The organism is methanotrophic endosymbiont of Bathymodiolus puteoserpentis (Logatchev), from assembly GCF_900128525.1.
Lineage (GTDB): Bacteria > Pseudomonadota > Gammaproteobacteria > Methylococcales > Methylomonadaceae > Methyloprofundus.
The window spans coordinates 1-19,002 of sequence record NZ_FQTQ01000045.1; the positions used below are offsets into that span (position 1 = coordinate 1).

At 41.1% G+C, this 19,002-nt stretch carries 18 protein-coding genes; 4 read left to right on the top strand and 14 right to left on the bottom strand.

Annotated elements, in window-relative coordinates; genetic code table 11:
* The first annotated feature begins 643 nt into the window (after positions 1–643).
* Together BQ7314_RS02345 and BQ7314_RS02350 are read left to right on the top strand one after the other, a co-directional pair.
* The gene (locus BQ7314_RS02345; RefSeq protein ID WP_174482124.1) at positions 644–1,255 is read left to right on the top strand and encodes a glutathione S-transferase N-terminal domain-containing protein; all 612 of its coding nucleotides are present in this window, start codon (positions 644–646) and stop codon (positions 1,253–1,255) included.
* Positions 1,252–1,629 (top strand): ClpXP protease specificity-enhancing factor, encoded by a 378-nt coding sequence (locus tag BQ7314_RS02350; RefSeq protein ID WP_174482100.1) that lies wholly within the window; start codon positions 1,252–1,254, stop codon positions 1,627–1,629. The genes BQ7314_RS02345 and BQ7314_RS02350 overlap by 4 nt, the downstream gene beginning before the upstream one ends.
* Before the next feature lie 78 nt (positions 1,630–1,707).
* Here the strand turns inward: BQ7314_RS02350 and sodB are convergent, their stop codons facing one another.
* The 3 genes from sodB to rapA all read right to left on the bottom strand — a co-directional run bounded on the left by sodB (position 1,708) and on the right by rapA (position 6,059).
* Complete coding sequence (gene sodB / locus BQ7314_RS02355; protein WP_174482101.1) at positions 1,708–2,289, bottom strand: superoxide dismutase [Fe]; 582 nt, start codon at positions 2,287–2,289, stop codon at positions 1,708–1,710.
* 201 nt (positions 2,290–2,490) lie between these two features.
* Complete coding sequence (locus tag BQ7314_RS02360) at positions 2,491–3,222, bottom strand: tetratricopeptide repeat protein (RefSeq protein WP_174482102.1); 732 nt, start codon at positions 3,220–3,222, stop codon at positions 2,491–2,493.
* A gap of 80 nt (positions 3,223–3,302) precedes the next feature.
* Positions 3,303–6,059 (bottom strand): RNA polymerase-associated protein RapA, encoded by a 2,757-nt coding sequence (gene rapA / locus BQ7314_RS02365; protein WP_245394890.1) that lies wholly within the window; start codon positions 6,057–6,059, stop codon positions 3,303–3,305.
* A gap of 237 nt (positions 6,060–6,296) precedes the next feature.
* Between rapA and BQ7314_RS02370 the strand changes: the two genes are divergently transcribed.
* On the top strand, positions 6,297–7,223 hold the full coding sequence (locus BQ7314_RS02370) for an ExeA family protein (RefSeq protein ID WP_174482103.1): 927 nt from the start codon (positions 6,297–6,299) through the stop codon (positions 7,221–7,223).
* Between the two features lie 96 nt (positions 7,224–7,319).
* Here BQ7314_RS02370 and rplS read toward each other — a convergent pair whose 3' ends face one another.
* The 11 genes from rplS to def form a co-directional block, all read right to left on the bottom strand.
* The gene (gene rplS / locus BQ7314_RS02375; RefSeq protein ID WP_174482104.1) at positions 7,320–7,667 is read right to left on the bottom strand and encodes a 50S ribosomal protein L19; all 348 of its coding nucleotides are present in this window, start codon (positions 7,665–7,667) and stop codon (positions 7,320–7,322) included.
* Positions 7,668–7,675: 8 nt separating this feature from the next.
* Positions 7,676–8,422, bottom strand: a complete 747-nt coding sequence (gene trmD / locus BQ7314_RS02380; RefSeq protein ID WP_174482105.1) for a tRNA (guanosine(37)-N1)-methyltransferase TrmD — start codon at positions 8,420–8,422, stop codon at positions 7,676–7,678.
* The gene (gene rimM / locus BQ7314_RS02385) at positions 8,422–8,925 is read right to left on the bottom strand and encodes a ribosome maturation factor RimM (protein WP_245394891.1); all 504 of its coding nucleotides are present in this window, start codon (positions 8,923–8,925) and stop codon (positions 8,422–8,424) included. Before rimM ends, trmD begins: the two co-directional genes overlap by 1 nt.
* Before the next feature lie 4 nt (positions 8,926–8,929).
* Positions 8,930–9,187 (bottom strand): 30S ribosomal protein S16, encoded by a 258-nt coding sequence (gene rpsP / locus BQ7314_RS02390; protein ID WP_174482106.1) that lies wholly within the window; start codon positions 9,185–9,187, stop codon positions 8,930–8,932.
* A 130-nt stretch (positions 9,188–9,317) separates the two neighbouring features.
* On the bottom strand, positions 9,318–10,673 hold the full coding sequence (gene ffh / locus BQ7314_RS02395; RefSeq protein ID WP_174482107.1) for a signal recognition particle protein: 1,356 nt from the start codon (positions 10,671–10,673) through the stop codon (positions 9,318–9,320).
* 139 nt (positions 10,674–10,812) lie between these two features.
* Positions 10,813–12,180 (bottom strand): sigma-54-dependent transcriptional regulator, encoded by a 1,368-nt coding sequence (locus tag BQ7314_RS02400; RefSeq protein ID WP_174482108.1) that lies wholly within the window; start codon positions 12,178–12,180, stop codon positions 10,813–10,815.
* A gap of 5 nt (positions 12,181–12,185) precedes the next feature.
* A complete protein-coding gene (locus tag BQ7314_RS02405) occupies positions 12,186–14,339 on the bottom strand; it encodes an ATP-binding protein (RefSeq protein ID WP_174482109.1) in 2,154 nt (717 codons plus the stop codon).
* Positions 14,327–14,896 carry a DUF4390 domain-containing protein gene (locus tag BQ7314_RS02410; protein ID WP_174482110.1) on the bottom strand — a complete coding sequence of 190 codons (570 nt, stop codon included), beginning with the start codon at positions 14,894–14,896 and terminating at the stop codon, positions 14,327–14,329. The genes BQ7314_RS02405 and BQ7314_RS02410 overlap by 13 nt, the downstream gene beginning before the upstream one ends.
* The gene (gene rsmB / locus BQ7314_RS02415; RefSeq protein WP_174482111.1) at positions 14,874–16,157 is read right to left on the bottom strand and encodes a 16S rRNA (cytosine(967)-C(5))-methyltransferase RsmB; all 1,284 of its coding nucleotides are present in this window, start codon (positions 16,155–16,157) and stop codon (positions 14,874–14,876) included. The genes BQ7314_RS02410 and rsmB overlap by 23 nt, the downstream gene beginning before the upstream one ends.
* A gap of 221 nt (positions 16,158–16,378) precedes the next feature.
* Positions 16,379–17,302 (bottom strand): methionyl-tRNA formyltransferase, encoded by a 924-nt coding sequence (gene fmt / locus BQ7314_RS02420; RefSeq protein WP_174482112.1) that lies wholly within the window; start codon positions 17,300–17,302, stop codon positions 16,379–16,381.
* Positions 17,303–17,306: 4 nt separating this feature from the next.
* Complete coding sequence (def, locus tag BQ7314_RS02425) at positions 17,307–17,810, bottom strand: peptide deformylase (RefSeq protein WP_174482113.1); 504 nt, start codon at positions 17,808–17,810, stop codon at positions 17,307–17,309.
* A 149-nt stretch (positions 17,811–17,959) separates the two neighbouring features.
* Between def and BQ7314_RS02430 the strand changes: the two genes are divergently transcribed.
* Positions 17,960–19,000, top strand: a complete 1,041-nt coding sequence (locus BQ7314_RS02430; protein WP_174482114.1) for a LysM peptidoglycan-binding domain-containing protein — start codon at positions 17,960–17,962, stop codon at positions 18,998–19,000.
* The last annotated feature ends 2 nt before the right edge of the window (positions 19,001–19,002 follow it).

Consider the following 19,002-nt stretch of genomic DNA (forward strand, 5'->3'; position numbering starts at 1 on the left):
CATCTCAAAGGGTAAACCGGGCTTGTCCAACAAACGGTTCAGATTGTGGCTCGCTTCGCGATCACAATCTAACCTTATTCGTTATAAATCTCCATTCCTTTATACCCATAAACTATTATTCTCAATTAAGTCTAGCTTAGGTAAATGTACACACTCCACCCACCCTGTTACTTATGCATTGTAGAAATAGTTACGTAGCCTACTATATACCTATTTCTACACCTTGAAGGCGAATAAAAAACGCTGCACAGTTAGATAGCTTTTTATTATTGTGCGCTGCCCTAATTATAAGCAGAAGCTTATGAATAAGGTAAAAAATATATGAGTGTACTGGGAATTACTTAATTCCTCCAGTCCAATTTACACTTTTAACCTTACCTTTGAAAATAGTGACTAAGCCTGATACCTGACACTCTATGTAACAATCTGAAAAACAAGGATTAAACATCATACCAAGTAGTGCCATAATATCTATTTACGAGTATATTTCAATTGATTATAAATTAAATTTCGAAGCCTGAGTTAAGCCGCACAAGCTAGCACGTAGTTAGTTTTATATATGGTATAATGAGATTATTTTCCCTAATTTTAAACTACTTTGGAGTTACGATTCGTGGTAACTGTTAATACTCGTCGTTCAATCATGACACTGTTTTCTTCGCCCACTTGTGCCATGAGCCATTGCGCAAGACTTGCTTTACACGAAAAAGGTGTAACAGCTGAAATTGAATATTTTGACCCTACCGACCCACCAGAAAGCTTATTGGAACTAAACCCAAATGGCACTTCACCTACCTTAGTTGAGCGTGATTTAGTCTTATATGATTCGCGTATCATCATGGAATACTTAGATGAAAGATTCCCTCACCCTCCGCTACATCAAATGGACCCTGTGTCGCGCGCTAATGCACGCATGGTTATAAAACGTATAGATCAAGACTGGTATCACTTATTAGGTGAAGTACTCAATTCAGGCGAGAAAAAATCTGCTCGTGCGAAAAAAATGCTACGAGAAGGTTTAGTGGCTGCCGTACCTTTATTTGCAGCAAATGAATTTTTTATGAGTGAAGATTTCTCTTTAATCGATTGCTCTTTAGCTCCGTTACTATGGCGCTTACCTAGCATTGGCATTGAATTACCTGAAAATGCACAAATCATCAATCAATACGCTCAGAAATTATTTAGCCGCGAAGCTTTCGCGGAAAGCCTAAGTGAAGAAGAGCATGAAATGGCTAAACTGCCTAGCAAAAAATGACCTCATTAAAACCTTACCTACTTAGATCCATTTACGAGTGGATTATTGATAATAATTTAACGCCCCACCTACTTGTTGATGCTTCACATCCGCACGCGGTATTGCCTGAAGATTATATTGACGAGGGAAAAATTGTCCTAAACATACGCCCAGAAGCAATTCAAAGCTTATCTTTAGGCAATACCACCGTTGAGTTCAATACTCGATTTAATGGACAATCTATGCATATCATAGCACCCGTACCCGCAGTACTCGCTATTTATGCAAAAGAAAATGGGAAAGGCATGGTCTTTGATCCAGAAGAAGAGGACGACAATGAACCACCACCAGAAAACAAACCACCACAGCGGTCACACCTCCGCGTTGTAAAATAAATGCTCGTCACATAAAAAAGCCTGAGTTTATTTAAACTCAGGCTTTTTTGTATCTTACTTTATAAAATTCTTAAAGCCTTATCCAGCAAAATTTTGTCCTGCAAAGTCCCAATTAACTAATTCCCAATAGGCCGCCAAATAGCTAGGGCGAGCATTGCGATAATCAATATAGTAAGCGTGCTCCCAAACATCACAAGTTAATAAAGGTGTTTGGCCTTCTGTTAAAGGGCATGCAGCATTACTAGTACTAACTAGCTCAAGGCTACCATCAGAATTTTTCACCAACCATGCCCAACCTGAACCAAAAGTTGTCACTGCACATTTCGTAAATGCGTCTTTAAATTCAGCAAATGATCCGAAAGCAGCATTAATTGCGTCAGCCAGCGGGCCTGTTGGCTCACCGCCTCCATTTGGAGATAAACTATTCCAGTAAAAAGTGTGATTCCAAACTTGCGCAGCATTATTAAAAATACCACCTGAAGAACGCATAATAAGACTTTCTAATGAAGCACCTTCAAATTCAGTTCCTGGAACTAAATTATTTAAGTTAGTAACATAAGTCTGATGATGTTTACCATAATGAAATTCTAATGTCTCTTCAGAAATATGCGGTGCTAAAGCATCTTTTGCATAAGGTAAAGCAGGTAATTCGTAAGCCATTTATCTTTCTCCTAATTATATCTTTCTAACAATATTCACATATCAACAGCAGTAAAAAGAAGCGCTTTAAGCAGCACTCTTAATATCTATTATGAGTATAAATTATTATGCCGGTAAAAACCAAGTATTTTACTAAAGTATTCTTTTTCCCGAACCCACAACATAAAATACTATAGCTAACCAAAGTTAAATCAAATAAACTTATTTATCATCATACTTGACTTTAAAACCATCCGTTTTTACTTGGGTTTTACTGTAAACTGTGCCTGTTTTTTTCGCCTCTCCGCCTTCAGTATTTGCTTTCTCATCTTCAGCAACGACTGGGGCATTAATCGAAGTAATAAAGTCATCAAACCAATCTTGTGTTTTTGCTACCTGCATATCCGCATCATTTAAAATATCTTGCTCATCAGGCAAGTTCCCATAATCACGAGCAAGCTCTAACGCTGCTTTACAGGCATCAAAATCGCCTTCTACTGCATGCAAACAGGCAAAATTATAAGAAGCAACGCCCTTCTGAATACTGTTGGCAAGGGTAAACTTTTCTTTTGCCAAAGCATAGCTTGCTACCTGAGCAGCACCTTTTTGTAAAGCGGCCAACTCCATTAAAACAACCCCCCAGTCTAAAGCAGCCGCTAAATAGTCTGGCTTTGCAACTAAACAGAAAGAAAATTTCTTACCCGCTTCCTCATAAAGCACGATAGCCTCAGCATCCTGCTTTTTTAATCTAGCGGAATACAATAAAGCCATACCCCAATTATATAGGGCATCTTTAAACACTGAACTATCCGAACCAATAGACTGATAAATAGTGATAGCGCCAGTTAGTGCTTTTTCAAGCGCTACTGGGTCATTCGCTTCACGCGCTGCCTTAACTTTTTTATTTGCTGCATTTACTTTCGATTTACCAAAAACTGAATCCAATAGGCCCATTTCTATCCTCTATACTGTGATGATTATTCTTATAATTATATTCACACTCAGTGCAAGCACTGAAGCATAAAATGCATACTCTAACTGACTATGATAAATCGAACCGCATCCAAGCGCAATTTAGCATCCCGAATATATCCATGAGAAGCAATAGCACGATCCTTTAACCTTTCTATTTCTTCCGGTTTTATACTAAGATTAACCTGTGCCAAGGCCTCTAGCCGTTTTATTTCTTCAGCAGACATTTTAAGCATGCGTGTACTCGCCTGAGAAATAACCGCCTGCATTGCAATCTCTGCGCTATGTTCTGCGTGCGCAATCATAGTGTTAATATTTTTATGCTCACTCCCGATAAATGCCGTAATTTGTTCTACCTCAAACTGATGCACAAGCTCAACCAATTCTTCATGTGCAATTTGCTCAGTCAAATCTTTCTGAGCCTGATCAATCAAGACACGTATTGGAGTAGTCGGTAAAAAACGATTTAACTGCAAAGTTAAAGGCGCACTGCACTCAATTAAAAATAGACACTCCAATAAGTACTGCCCCGGTTTTAACTGCTTATGCTTAATAACACTTAACGCCGCACTACCTATATTATCCGATACCACTAAATCCATAGCTGAAGCTACCATAGGGTGCTCCCAACTTAAGTATTGCATATCCTCTCTTGCTAATGCGACATCACGACTTACCGTTACAGTGACACCATCCTCTGGAACATAAGGAAATTGCGTAACTCTTTGCGCCTGCCCTGCCTGCAAAATAGCACAAGTTTTGGAATGATACTCGGAGTCAACCCCAAAATATTCAAAAATATCCTCCATATAAGCCCATAAAACATCAGGCTGAGACAAACTCTGAATTTTCCCAATTAATTGTTCAGCAATACCCTTACGACAGGAATTAAACTCTAACAATAAATCACGCGACTGATGCATTTCTGCCTCAATTTTTTGTATCAGTGCCTTACTAGAAGTAACTAGCTCTTGTAGTCCTTTCTGATCATTGCTTCTACAGACCTGCTCAACGGCTCCTTTTTGCACTCGATACACTTCACTCGCCGCATTACTATTTACCTGAAATAACCCCAGCCCTTGATCATACCATTGACATAAACTGTGCTGTTTACTACCCACTATATAAGGCACATGAATTTTAATTGCTTGCTTTTGACCAATTCGATCAAGACGCCCAATTCTTTGCTGCAATAAATCTGGATTTTCAGGCAAATCCAATAAAATCAAATGATGTACAAATTGAAAGTTACGCCCCTCACTACCTATTTCAGAACAAAGCAAGATACGCACATGCGCATCCTCATCGGCAAAGTAAGCCGCCGCCCTATCCCGCTCAATAATACTCATACCCTCATGAAAGGCAGCAGCATTAACTGCATACTGCTCACGCAAACTTTTTTGCAACTTTAGCGCCGTTTCAGCCTGCCGGCAAATCAATAAAACTTGCTCACCATCTAATTGTTTTATTTTTTCCACCAACCAAGCAAGATAAGTAATATCACTCTCCTTGCTCTCAGGCGGTAGTGGATATGCATAAAACTCGCGCACTGGAAAACCTTGCACTACATGCCGAGAATTTCTAAATAAAATACGCCCCGTACCATGCCGATCAATTAATTGATCAATAACATCCAACGCTATATCGCTAGCATTCTCATTTTGTAAAAATTTTGCGCATAGATTTTGATCAATATAGGCAGCCAAGCTAATTTTATCCGCCTCACTGAGACTAAATTTATTAACTATTTTCTCTGCTAACTGGGCAATCGGCTCAAACTTTCGCTCCTCCTCTAAAAACAACTCAAAACTATGAAAGCGATCTGGATCCAATAAACGCAACTGTGCAAAATGCGTTTTTTTACCTAATTGCTCAGGTGTCGCGGTTAATAACATCAAGCCATCAGTCACTTGCGCTAACTGCTCAACAAATAAATAAGCATGACTTGGCATCCCCTCGCACCACTGCAAATGATGCGCCTCATCAACGACTACTACATCCCAACTAGCCTGGATAGCTTGAGCCTGTCTATGAGGATTTTGCTCAAAAAAGTCCAAACTACAAAGCACTAACTGCTCACTTAAAAAAGGGTTATCCTCATCTATGGCTAAGCAACGAGACTCATCGAAAAGGCTAAATTTTAAATTAAAGCGGCGCAGCATCTCAACTAACCACTGATGCAATAAACTCTCGGGCACTATAACCATAACTCGCGCGGACAAGCCCGTTTGTATGCGGCGATGCAAAATCAAACCTGCCTCAATCGTCTTCCCCAGCCCCACCTCATCAGCAAGCATGACACGCACCCTGTCTCGACGCGCAACTTCATGAGCAATATATAACTGATGCGGAATTAATGATGCGCGCGCACCAAGTAACCCTTGCACATCACTTTTCCCCAGTTGATATAAATAATTCCAAGTTTGATAGCGCAATGAAAACCAACGGCCTAGCTCAACTTGACCAATAAATAATTTATCTTGAGGTTTGTTAAATTGCAGGTGATGACTTAATTCCATTTCATCAACCAGCACAATATTACCGTCCTCAGTTAGTGCATGGTAGCGCAACAGGCCCTGCTCTTCAGTCACTGATTTAACGGTTAAGTGATTACCGCCTTCGATCTCAATTTTATCATCAGGCAAAAAACGTACACGCGTCAAAGGTGAATTATTTTGTGCATAGACCCTGCGCTCATTACTTGCTAGAAATAAAACAGTCACCCGATTAGCTTCCACTGCAAGCACCATCCCTAACCCTAATTCAGGTTCAGAAGCACTTACCCACCGCTGCCCAACCATAAATTCACTTATTACCATATCAATCTGTTTATTGTTTTTAGTCGTTTCATTTCAATACACATAAACACTATTATAAGCTATAGGTCATATGTTAGAATTAAAAATATAGCACAAAAATAAGACAGAGCAGAAACTAACTTACCCCTGATAAAAGCAGAGCTGCGCACCACTAACGTGTATAATCAATCTCACACAGGAATACTGTATAATAATTTTTCCATTACAAGCCGATAATCTCTAACCAGTAATTTATGTATGTATACTAAGTTTTACGGTCTTACAAAAAAACCATTTTCACTAATTCCCGACCCTAGCTTTCTATATTTAAGCGCGAAACATAAAAAGGCACTAACCACACTACAATATGGTTTAGTAAGCCAAGCAGGGTTCACAGTTATAACCGGAGAGATTGGTTCTGGAAAAACTACCTTAGTCCGCAGTTTATTAGAAGAAATTAAAGCTCAATGCGAAGTTGGCCTAATTACTAATACACACAGCGCATTTGGTGATTTATTAACCTGGGTTTTAGCTGCTTTTAATATTGAATCACCAGCAGTCAACAAAGCAGAACGCTATCGTGCCTTTGTTGATTTCATCACTGAAAAAAGCAATGCTGGCACGCGCGTCGTACTCATCGTCGATGAAGCACAAAACATGGATATCCAGACACTAGAAGAATTACGTCTATTATCCAACATTAACACCCACCAAGAAATCATGCTACAGCTAGTTCTTGTTGGCCAACCAGAATTAGTAGACAAGCTTAATCAACCTGAGCTGGTACAGTTCTCCCAAAGAATATCAATAGAATACCACTTAAATCCATTGAGCTACGAGGAAACGGAGCAGTATATTGATTTTCGTTTAAAGGTCGCAGGTAGCACAGAAAAGATTTTCCAGCCTTCCGCTTGCGCAGCTCTTTTTTACTATTCTGGTGGGGTGCCACGCTTAATTAACAATCTTGGCGACCTCGCCTTAGTATTTGCTTTTGCTGCAGATAAAAAGAAAATTAATTGGAAAACTATTATCGATGTCGTTAGCGAACGCACTACCGGCGGCATCAAGCGCTTTGAAGGAAAAATATGCCTATCTCCAAATATCATTGAACGCGCCGCTGAAGCTGAAAAATTACGTCGCGCTCTACTAGAAGCCACTGGCGTAGATATCTCTAAGAGCCTTTAAACACAAACACCAAGAGCTTATAACGACTATCAAACAGACACAAAAAAGGCGCCTAAAAGCGCCTTTTTTGATTCACTACAATAAAATAAAAACCTTTTATGATAGCTTCTCTTTAATTCGTGCTGCACGGCCCGATAACTCACGCAAATAATATAACTTAGCTCTGCGTACTGCACCGCGGCGCTTAACTTGAATATCTCCAACTAAAGGACTGTGCGTTTGGAAAACACGCTCAACACCTACGCCATGAGAAATCTTTCTAACTGTGAATGCTGAGTTCAAGCCACGATTACGTTTAGCAATAACAACACCTTCAAATGCCTGTAATCTCTCACGCTCACCCTCTTTTACCTTTACCTGTACAACAACTGTATCACCAGGATTAAACTCTGGTATATTTTGATTAAGCTGCTCTGCTTCCAATTGACTAATAATATTACTCATTACTGTACCTATTTATACTTCAATTCAATTTTAAATTCGTTTAACAACGACTTTTGTTCTGCCGTTAATTCTTTATTAAACAACAAATCAGGCCTTTTCTGCCAAGTCCACCCTAACGACTGCTTCATTCGCCATTTTGCGATGTCCTTATGATTGCCGCCGAGTAAAACTTCTGGCACCGCTTTACCCTCAAACACCTCAGGACGCGTATAGTGAGGACAGTCTAATAACCCATCCATATAAGAGTCCTGCTTAGCAGAGCCCTCATCACCTAACACACCCGGCAGAAGTCTTGAGATCGCATCAATGACAACTAGCGCAGCTAACTCGCCGCCACTAATAACAAAATCACCTAACGACCACTCTTCATGACATTCATTTTGTATAAAGCGCTCATCAATCCCTTCATAGCGGCCAGCAACTAAGATCAACTGCTCTAAAGCAGTATTTTCATTTAACAGTTGCTGTGTAATTGGCTTACCCTGAGGGCTTAAATAAACAACTTTAACTCGCTCTTTACTACCTAATTTCTTAGCATCATCAACAGCATCCTTTAATGGTTTATATTTCATAACCATACCAGGACCACCACCATACGGGCGATCGTCGACTGTTTTATGCTTATCCAAAGTATAGTTCCGAGGGTTCCAAACAGCTAAATCAACTAAACCCTGCTTTATTGCGCGACCAGTAACCCCATTCATAGCGCAATCAAGCACCATCTCAGGAAAAATCGTCACTACATCAAAACGCATTAAAACTCTGCATCCCAGTCAACAATCATAACACCAGCAGGCAAATCTATACTTAGTATCGTTTGCTCTTGCAAAAAAGGAATCAAACGCTCCCTTTCTCCCATAACAACGACAACATCATTAGCCCCTGTTTCTAGCATCTGCTTAACCACACCAAGCTCGACACCATCAACGGTATTAACTTGTAATCCTATTAAGTCGCTCCAATAATATTCGCCTTTTTTTGCCTTAGGCAACTGTTCAGGGCGAATTAATATCTCCCAACCACTCAGGGTTGCCGCATCATCCCTATCATTAATGTTTTCCAAGTATGCTAGGACTGTTTTTCCGTGCCGGCGACCATCAATAACCTTTACTGTCTTACTATCCTTACCCTTTCTTAAGGTCCAAGGTGAATAAGCTAGTATGTTTTCTCGAGGATCTGTATACGAATATACTTTTATCCAGCCTCGGACACCAAAGATACCAGAGACTAGGCCAACACTAATAAATTCCTCAGCCAACCTTTTAAGCTGCTACTGCTGCTTTTTTAGCATCTTTAATTAACTTAGCAACACGCTCAGAAGGCTGCGCACCATTGGCTCGCCAATGAGCAATACGCTCTTCATCTAATTTCAATCTTTCTTCTGAACCACGTGCTAAAGGATTAAAATATCCTAAACGCTCAATATAACGCCCATCACGACTATTTCTACTATCAGTCACTACAACATGATAAAAAGGACGATTTTTTTGCCCACCTCTGGCAAGACGAATAACTACCATCTAGATTCCTCAAAAATTACATTTAACCAAACTTAATCGAATTATTTTACGCTTTTTAATCGGTATGTGAAGCCAAAATTATAAAAAAAATTTCTGTCCTCTAAAAGCCTTATCTATTCCCCCATCAAAATTACATGCGCATACCTTTCATATTACCTTTAATTCCGCGCACCATATTGGCCATATTGCCTTTTTTAAAGCGCTTCATCATTTTCTGCATCATCTTAAATTGTTTCAAAACACGGTTAACATCCTGCAACTCCTGCCCACAACCAGCTGCAATGCGCTTTTTACGACTGCCTTTAATTAAGTCAGGATAACGTTTTTCTTGATTCGTCATGGAACGAATGACAGCAATTTGTCGCGCCAATTCTTTATCATTTACTTTATCCCGCATATCCTGAGGCACATCATTAATTCCAGGCAACTTATCCATCATTGCGCCAACGCCACCCATACTTTCCATTTGCTCCAATTGCTCAACGAAGTCAGACAAATCGAATCCTTTTCCCTTCTGTAGCTTTTTGGCTAATTTTGCCGCTTTATCCTTATCAACTTTTTGCTCAATATCTTCAATCAAGCTGAGCATATCCCCCATGCCCAAAATTCTTGAAGCCATTCGATCAGGATAAAAAGGCTCTAAAGCATCTGTTTTTTCACCGACCCCGACAAACTTAATGGGTTTACCGGTAACATGACGAATAGATAAAGCGGCTCCACCACGCGCATCACCATCAGTCTTAGTCAGCACTACACCTGTTAGAGGCAGCGCATCATTAAAAGCTTTTGCAGTAGTCGCCGCATCCTGCCCCGTCATGCTATCTACAACAAACAAGGTCTCAACAGGATTAATAGCCGCATGCAACTCCTTAATCTCAGACATCATCTCTTCATCAATATGCAAACGACCTGCAGTATCAACAATAACAACGTCTAAAAATTGTTTCTTTGCCGCCTCAATCGCAGTTGTTGCAGTTTCTGCCGCCGTTTTAGTTACATCAGTATCAAAAAACGTCAGTGATAAATCATTAGCTAATGTTTCTAATTGCTTAATCGCGGCAGGGCGATAAATATCCGTACTAACTACGCCGACCGATTTCTTTTTATTTTCTTTTAACCAGCGACCTAACTTAGCAACAGTTGTTGTTTTACCGGCACCTTGCAAACCTGCCATAAGAATAATCGCGGGTGGGTTTGCTTTTAAATCAAGTGCCTCATTCGCCTCACCCATAACACTAACAAGCTCAGCCTGCACAACCTTAATCAGTGACTGCCCGGGTGAGAGACTAGCCTGCACTTCCTGGCCTAAAGCGCGCTCTTTTACCTTCTCAATAAAAGCACTAACAACGGGCAGCGCAACATCAGCCTCAAGCAAAGCCATGCGCACTTCACGCATCGTCTCTTGAATATTTTCTTCAGTCAGGCGACCTTGGCCTCGAAGATTTTTTAAGGTTTTACCTAAACGATCGGTTAAATTATCAAACATAATCAGTACTAGAGCTCACTATAAGGCTGGCTAAGACCCATTTAATTCTAATTAAAATTAAACTCACCCCAACACAGCATCTAAAATTACTTTATCCTGCCATTATCCTGAAATTTAAGGACATGGTAAACCATCAAAACTATTCTTTTATATTTAGCGCATGTAATTTTCGGTATAAATGCGTGCGCTCAACACCAACTGCAGTTGCTAATTTAGCAACGTTCCCTGAATTTTTCTCAAAATGGTATTCAAGGTAGGCTTTTTCAAACTGCTCCCTTGCTTCTTTTAATGATAACTGAAAAAAATCAGGCACATTGCTTTGCGGCACGACACTTGCCGCACCCAAAACGGCTCCTAGTGCCGCCTTCACCTCAGTTAATTCTATATCCTCACCTGCTCCCAGAATCATTAAGCGCTGTACTAAATTCTTTAATTCTCGCACATTCCCTGGCCAAGTATAATTACGCAAAAAATTCTGTGCGGCCATTAGAAATTTTCTATAGGCTAATTTTTCATAACGCACAAAATAGTCTATATAAAAATGCAGTAGAGCGGGAACATCCTCCCCATGCTCGCGCAAGGGCAGCACTTCCATCGTCACCTCATTAAGCAAATAATACAAATCTTGCCGGAAACGCCCGGCCGCTACTTCGGTTTCTAGTAAAGTTCGTGTTGCAGCAAGCACGCGCACATCAACCCGCACCTGTTCCGACCCCCCCACACGCAAAAATGAATGCGATTCTAGGGCGCTTAATAACTTTAATTGCGTTTGCGCATCCATGCCCGCTATTTCAGCCAAGAATAACACACCACCGTGCGCTCGCTCCAACAACCCAGGGTACACAACACCATCAAGCTCTTTACCAAAAAACTCTACTGCGGCATTTTCTGGCGCGATACTACCCACAGATACATCAACAAAAGGCCCTGCTTTGCGTCCACTATGTGCATGTAAAAAGCGCGCATACAACTCCTTTCCAGTACCACTTTCACCAACAAACATCACTTTGGTATCATGCTGCGCCAAGCGCTTTAATTGTTCCTTAATTCGTTCCGCAAAAGCACTGCGCCCAATCGGCTCATGCACAGCAAACAATTGTTGCTTTAAGCCAGCATTTTCACGCTCCAACATATGCGCATCAATAGCACGATCAACAACCAATAATAACCTGGCCAAAGACAAAGGTTTCTCTAAAAATTCATACGCACCCAACTTAGTTGCTTCAACAGCTGTTTCAATTGTGCCATGCCCTGACATCATAATAACTGGCGTAACAAACTCAGCATTCTCAGTCCATTCTTTTAACAGCGTAATACCATCCGTATCAGGCATCCAAATATCCAACAAAATCAAGTCAAGCTGATGCCGGCACTGCATTTTCCGTGCTTCTTCGGCATTTCCAGCCACATAAACAACATAACCTTCATCCTGTAGAATCTCCTGCACTAATTGCCGAATATCTCGCTCATCATCAATTACTAAAATATTTGCTTTATATCCACTCATTTCACTTAGTTTTTACCTTGCCTGTCGAATACTGCTGGAAATTGCATAATAAACCCAGCACCTTGCGTATATTTGCTATCTAAGCGAATACTACCACCCATCTCTTCAATCACTTTTTTCACAATCGCCAACCCCAAACCAGTCCCTTTTTCCTTGCTCGTTACATAAGGCTCAAAAATCTGCTTGGCCTGCTTAATATCAATCCCGCAACCTGTATCATAGATAGCTAAACGCACAAACTCTGAATTGTATTGCTGCACACTTTCTAACTTTACCGTAACATCTCCTTTACCTCCCATGGCTTCCAGTGCATTTTTAAACAGATTATGTAGCACCTGTCGAATATTAACAGCATCCGCCTTAATCAAGGAAATCCTCCCCTTCACTTGCAAGTCAAAACGTACATGAGGGTCAGAGCTGTATAAAACAATAACTTCTTGCACCAAAGCCAACAAATCTAGTTTCTCCGCTTTATTGTGTACCGGCCGTGCATACTCAGCAAAGGCATTAACCATCTGCTTCATCGCTTCTACCTGCTGAACAATCGTGCGTGTAGATCGCTGCAGCATCTCCGCATCCTCGACCTCCAGCTTAGATGCCAATTTATGCTGTAACCTTTCTGCGGATAATTGTATCGGCGTCAAAGGATTTTTAATCTCATGCGCCAAGCGCCGCGCTACCTCAGACCACGCCGCATTTTTTTGTGCTCGAATCAAGTCAGTTATATCGTCAAAAACAACGACCGCACCAATATAACCGCCCTCTGTAGAAAATAATGGCGCACCTTGACACAGCAATTCCTTACGCCCTTCTGGCCCATCGACAACCACATTACGCTGCCAAATATCAAAAGATTTCTCCAATAATGGCTGTACCACCTCAGCCAGTCCCATTAGGTCTGGACGGCCTTGAGCTAATTTCATTAAATCTTGCCCATAATAACGCATCACCTGGACATGTAAAATAATGCTCGCAGCTTGATTTGCTGTGCGTATATTTAAACTTGAATCAAAACTCAATACACCCGATGTTAAACTCGTTAACAAAGTTTCTAAATAAGCTCGCTGCCGCTCAATTTCTTGTGCGTTTTTTCGCGCCTCATCCTGAGCATGAGAGATTTGCATCACCATCTCATTAAATGATTCCACCAAAAACCCCAAATCATCTAAACGCTTTACTGGCAATAATTGCCCATAAAATCCTGATGCCACAGCCTGCGTACCACGCACTAAATCACGAATGGGGGCAATAATGCTACGCACACTAACAAAGGCTGCTGAAATTGCCGCGAGTAAACTCATCAACAAGACTAAAGACAAAACAAGAGAAAAGCTAACCTTCAGTGAGTGCCGCAAATACATCATTTCTTGAAACCTAACATAAGCAAATTCAACCGAATCAGTTAAATCATTAATGCGCTCAGGTACAGGATAAATAACCTGTAAATAACGCATGTTTTTTGGTTTAATGGCAACAACTGTTTGTACCACTAACTCACCATTAACTGAAGCAAGAGCGACATAGTCATTACCTTGCTGTACTTGTAAAAACAAGGGGGACACTGGCAAACTCGGTAAAATATCACTTGGGTTTAAGCCACTAAAACTAATGATTTTGCCTTTTTTTGAGAGCAAGCTAACCTCATTTACCCCTGCAACTTCACGAAAATGATCTAATTCCAAACTTATTTCAGCATCTGATTTACTTGCTAAAGTTTCAGCCAAACCCTGCGACTGTTTTAAATCCCAGCGCAACCGCTGATCCAAAGAGGCACGACTTAATTCCAAGGAGTCTTCCATTGCCCCATCTAGCTCAACACTAAACCAACTATCAATACTTTGGTGCAAAAACTGCATGGAGAAATAAAATACCACCCCTGCAGGAACTAAAGATAAAACGATAAATAACAATACGATACGCGTCGTTAAGCGTGACCCTGCCTCTCGCCTCTTAAGCCGTCTAGCCAATGAAAAAACATTAAAACCAACCAATAAAAGTAATATCACTGTTCCTAGCGCATTACTTAAAAGCAGCCAAGTATACATGTCACTAAGCTGCGATGTATCCTGTATCGCCGAGCTCATTAACTGTAAAGACAAGATAATAAAACTCAGCACAATAAGCATAGAAATGCTAAAGGGAACCTTTATTCGCACCATAACCTCTCAGCAGCTGACAAATCCCATTCCGAATCAAAGTAGGCAATAGGCCGCAAAGGTGCCGGCAGCATTTCCTTATCAAACGCAACCTTTAACACACCAACGATACATAGCTTAGCGTCATACCCTGCTATCGGTATATCATCATAAGCAATCTGCCCCATATAAGTCAGCGCTTCTTGAAGACTAGAAAATCGCTTCACCTCTTCTTTTTTCTCATCTTTAACGCGATAATTATTCAACAAAGTATAATAAGCTAAGCGGTAGCGTCGTGACCGAGAAAATAAAACACTCTGCCATAACCCGCCCCAACGCACCTGTTTAAGCTCAATAGTAACATCCCAATACAAAGCGATACCGCTATGCAAAGCATCCTGGGCACTTTGACTCAATTGAAAAGTCACATCAGCACGCAGTTGCGCCTTATTTTCGGCCAAAGTTAACTGCGCCTGCTCAATTTTAACAAACCGATCATCAGCATAACCACGCCCTGACAAGCTACTTAGCAGCACAAACAAAGCTAGCAGTAGCGCTTTATTTTTTTTGTAAGCGCGCATAATAAAAACCATCCATAGCCAAGCTACCCGTAAAAACTTGACGCCCAAAAGGGCGTTTAACACCCCAATCAGCCTCTATAATTAACTCCTGCGCATCACCATGCTGCTGCAGAAATTGCGCAATTTGCAGCTCATTTTCTTGCTTTAAAATAGAACAGGTCGCATAAAGTAAAACGCCCCCTGGAGCCAACATAGACCAAGCAGCGCACAAAATTTCCTGCTGTAATGCCTGCAACTGAGCTATATCTTCAGCGCGGCGCAATAGTTTAATATCTGGATGCCGCCTAATAACTCCCAAAGCTGAGCAAGGCGCATCCAGTAAAATACGATCAAATAATACCCCATCCCACCACATATCCGGTTGAGCTGCATCCGCGGCCAATAAATCAGCTTTAAGCTGCAATCGTGTTAAATTTTCCTGTACACGCACCAAGCGCTGCGCATCAATATCAATAGCTAACAGCTGTTCTAAATCAGGCTGTAACTCTAAAATATGCGCCGTTTTCCCCCCTGGAGCAGCACACACATCTAAAATACGCTCGCCTTGCTGCGCATCCAGTAATTGCACTGCCAATTGTGCTGCCGCATCTTGAACTGACACCCAGCCTTGTGCAAATTTAGGCAGTTTATCCACAACAACCGGTTCAGCCAAAAGAATCCCTTGCTCCGAGCAAGCTAAAGCACTTGCTTCAATTCCTTCTTCTGCGAGCAGCGTTAAATAAATATCACGCTCACAAAAGCGTGCATTGACACGCAAGCTCATCGGCGGAAGTTGATTATTAGCGACAAGAATTTGCTTAGCATCATCCCCCCAATCAGCCTTAATAGCCTTAATCATCCAGTCAGGGTGCGCATAAGCCACATGTTTATCAGCCAAAGCCTCCAATTCATCTTGTTCACGCAGATAACGGCGCAATACAGCATTCAATAATGACTTAGCCCACTGTTTTTTGCGCATCACTGCCACGGTTTCAGAGACGGCAGCATGATCTTTAACACGCATAAAATTCAGCTGATACAAACCCAACAAAGCCAACACTTTTATCTGCGCATCTTTATCTTTAATCGGCTTATTAACTAACTGATTTAAAATAAACTCTAGCCGATAATAATGGCGCACCGTGCCATAGCATAAAGCTTGGATAAACGCCCGCTCCTGCACATCAACAACCTGCGGCCACGCCTCTTCAAGAGCGACAGTCAGTGACTTCCCAGCCAATACTTTGACGATAACATTTGCCGCCACTAATCGAGAGTTCAATTCATTTTTCCTTTAAAACTGTTGAGAAACTGCACCATACAGGTCATAAAAATTATACTTTATGTTGTTATAGCGAGTTTATTTTGATCGAGAGTAAGGAGCTGAAACAAGCGAATAAAAAGCCCTGTAACCGCTTCAAAAACGCAGCTATCGGCATAAAATAAAGCACTAGAAGTCCGTAGCTGTGCCCCGTACAAAGTATATACTTTAAATTATTAAGCCTAACCTAACTGCAAGCCCGCAACCTTATGAGCATGCAAAAAAGCATCCACTGGCATACGTTTTTTCCCCGGCATTTGAATTTCTAATAAACGCAAAACACCCGCTCCCGTAGCCACATCAATATGCTTGCTATCATCCAAAATCATGCCAGGAGTAAGTAGAGTTTCAATATTAAGCGCCTCTGCACGCCACACGCGCATGACTTTATTATCTAATTTAGTTTGCGCCACCGGCCAGGCATTAAGACCACGCACTTGCAACGCCAATTCACTTGCCGGTCTCGTCCAATCTAGCTCGGATTCACTTTTTCCCAGCTTATGCGCATAAGTAACTAAAGACTCATCTTGCACCTGCGGAGACAGTTTATTTTCTTCCAACAATACCAGAGTTTCGCGCAAGCCTTCTGCACCCATCACCATCATACGATCATGTAATTCACTGGCTGTTTCTTGCGCACCAATAGTACATACCGTTTTATACAACATATCCCCTGCATCCAACTGCTTAACTACCGTCATAATGGTAACGCCGGTTTCCTTATCACCCGCCATAATCGCTCGATTAATTGGCGCAGCACCTCGCCAGCGTGGCAACAAAGAGCCATGAATATTAATACAACCCTTTTTGGGTATATCCAAAACACGCTGACTTAAAATCAACCCATAAGCAACAACAACCATTAAATCAGCATCCAAAGCAATAAGTTGCTCGATATCAGCTTCTGCTTTTAAGTTTTCTGGCTGAAAGACGGGGACTCCCGCACTTAAAGCTAACGATTTAACGGGCCCTAGCTGTAGCTTCCGTCCACGCCCTGCTGGCCGGTCAGGTTGTGTATACACTGCCACTACCTCATGCTTAGAGTCTAATAACATTTGTAATGCTGGCACTGCAAATTCTGGCGTTCCCGCAAAAATAATTTTCATCGTGTTATTTTTCTCTCTTATGCATTTTTTGCATTTTCTTTTTAATTCTTTGGCGCTTTAAAGGTGACAAATAATCAACGAATAATTTACCCAGCAAGTGATCCATTTCGTGCTGAATACACACAGCCAATAAACCATCTGCCTCTAATTCAAAAGATTCTCCGCGCTTGTCCAAAGCTTTTACTTTAATTGTTTCAGCTCGTGTCACCGGCTCAAAAATACCTGGCACCGACAAACAGCCTTCATCAGACTCCTCTTCGCCTAGACTATCCATAATTTCAGGGTTAATTAAACAAACCGGCTGATCTTTTTCTTCACTGATATCAATAACAATAATACGCTGATGTACATTTACTTGAGTTGCAGCCAGCCCCACACCATGTGCTTCATACATGGTTTCAAACATATCATCAACCAAGCCCCCAAGTGCCTTATCAACTTCCTTAACAGGCTTTGCTACGGTACGTAAACGAGGATCAGGAAACTCGAGAATTGACAAAATACTCACTAAACACTCCACACTTTAATTATTTATGACTGGAATTCTATCCGAAATCATCTAAACTTTATACTTTACAAGCTCAGTGTTGGCCATTTTTGTAAAAATTAAGATGTCCAGCACTCACTCTATAAATTACGATAGATCGGGATAAAATCATGGCTTCTAAAGCAATTATAGGACTTATTCTTAGCCTTACATTAAGTCTATCAAGTTGGGCTGATGTTATTAAGCTAAACCCTACTCACCCAACCAGCTATACTGTTGTTAAAGGAGACACGCTATGGGATATATCAGCTAAATTTTTACAAGATCCTTGGCAATGGCCTAATATCTGGCATCACAACAAGCAAATTAAAGATCCACACCTCATTTATCCCGGCGATGTTATTACCCTTTGCTTTATTGACAACCAGCCTAGGCTCTGTGTTAATAGCCCAACAAATAACGAGTCGATACTTTACCCACATATCCGTGCGGAAAATATCGATCAAGCTATAGATATGATCCCCAATGAAGCGATCAGACCCTATCTGAGCTCACCTAAAATAGTGAGTAAAGATGAGTTAGCCAATGCTCCCTATATTGTTGACTTTTCAGGCGAGCACATTATCGCTGCAGAAGGTGATAAAATTTACGTCCGCTCTATTTTAAAGCCTGAATATATTGCTTACACCGCTTACCGCCCAGGAGATACTTATACTGACCCTGAAAGTAATGAAATTTTAGGTTATGAAGCCGAGTATATTGCCGACAATGTGATTCTTGAGCTTGGTGACCCAGCAACACTGCGTATAACCAATACGGAGAAAGAAGTACGCCGCGGCGACCGACTTATGCCCAGCTCAGAAGAGGAGGTCGCTTTCAATTTCTTCCCTACACTACCAAGCGAACTTATTGATGGCTCTATTATCGCCGTACTTAATGGTGTTCAAGAAATTGGTCAATATGATATTATTGTCATCAGCAAAGGCAAGCAAGACGGCCTTAAACAAGGCCATTTATTAAGCATTATACAAAAAGGTAAAGTGATCACCGACCCTTTTCATAAGAATAAAAATGAACTGGTCAAACTTCCTGATCAAGAAGCGGGTATTGCCCTCGTTTTTCGTATTTTCGATCGCGTCAGTTATGCTCTCGTGATGAGTGCTTCAAAAAATATTCGCGTTTTAGATAGGGTACAAACACCTGAAAAATAATG

Bases quoted from the DNA above. Each gene is read 5' to 3' on its own strand.
- BQ7314_RS02345 (WP_174482124.1), top strand. From the start codon at position 644: ATGACACTGTTTTCTTCGCCCACTTGTGCCATGAGCCATTGCGCAAGA.
- BQ7314_RS02350 (WP_174482100.1), top strand. From the start codon at position 1,252: ATGACCTCATTAAAACCTTACCTACTTAGATCCATTTACGAGTGGATT.
- sodB (WP_174482101.1), bottom strand. From the start codon at position 2,289: ATGGCTTACGAATTACCTGCTTTACCTTATGCAAAAGATGCTTTAGCA.
- BQ7314_RS02360 (WP_174482102.1), bottom strand. From the start codon at position 3,222: ATGGGCCTATTGGATTCAGTTTTTGGTAAATCGAAAGTAAATGCAGCA.
- rapA (WP_245394890.1), bottom strand. From the start codon at position 6,059: ATGGTAATAAGTGAATTTATGGTTGGGCAGCGGTGGGTAAGTGCTTCT.
- BQ7314_RS02370 (WP_174482103.1), top strand. From the start codon at position 6,297: ATGTATACTAAGTTTTACGGTCTTACAAAAAAACCATTTTCACTAATT.
- rplS (WP_174482104.1), bottom strand. From the start codon at position 7,667: ATGAGTAATATTATTAGTCAATTGGAAGCAGAGCAGCTTAATCAAAAT.
- trmD (WP_174482105.1), bottom strand. From the start codon at position 8,422: ATGCGTTTTGATGTAGTGACGATTTTTCCTGAGATGGTGCTTGATTGC.
- rpsP (WP_174482106.1), bottom strand. From the start codon at position 9,187: ATGGTAGTTATTCGTCTTGCCAGAGGTGGGCAAAAAAATCGTCCTTTT.
- ffh (WP_174482107.1), bottom strand. From the start codon at position 10,673: ATGTTTGATAATTTAACCGATCGTTTAGGTAAAACCTTAAAAAATCTT.
- BQ7314_RS02400 (WP_174482108.1), bottom strand. From the start codon at position 12,180: ATGAGTGGATATAAAGCAAATATTTTAGTAATTGATGATGAGCGAGAT.
- BQ7314_RS02405 (WP_174482109.1), bottom strand. From the start codon at position 14,339: ATGGTGCGAATAAAGGTTCCCTTTAGCATTTCTATGCTTATTGTGCTG.
- BQ7314_RS02410 (WP_174482110.1), bottom strand. From the start codon at position 14,896: ATGCGCGCTTACAAAAAAAATAAAGCGCTACTGCTAGCTTTGTTTGTG.
- fmt (WP_174482112.1), bottom strand. From the start codon at position 17,302: ATGAAAATTATTTTTGCGGGAACGCCAGAATTTGCAGTGCCAGCATTA.
- BQ7314_RS02430 (WP_174482114.1), top strand. From the start codon at position 17,960: ATGGCTTCTAAAGCAATTATAGGACTTATTCTTAGCCTTACATTAAGT.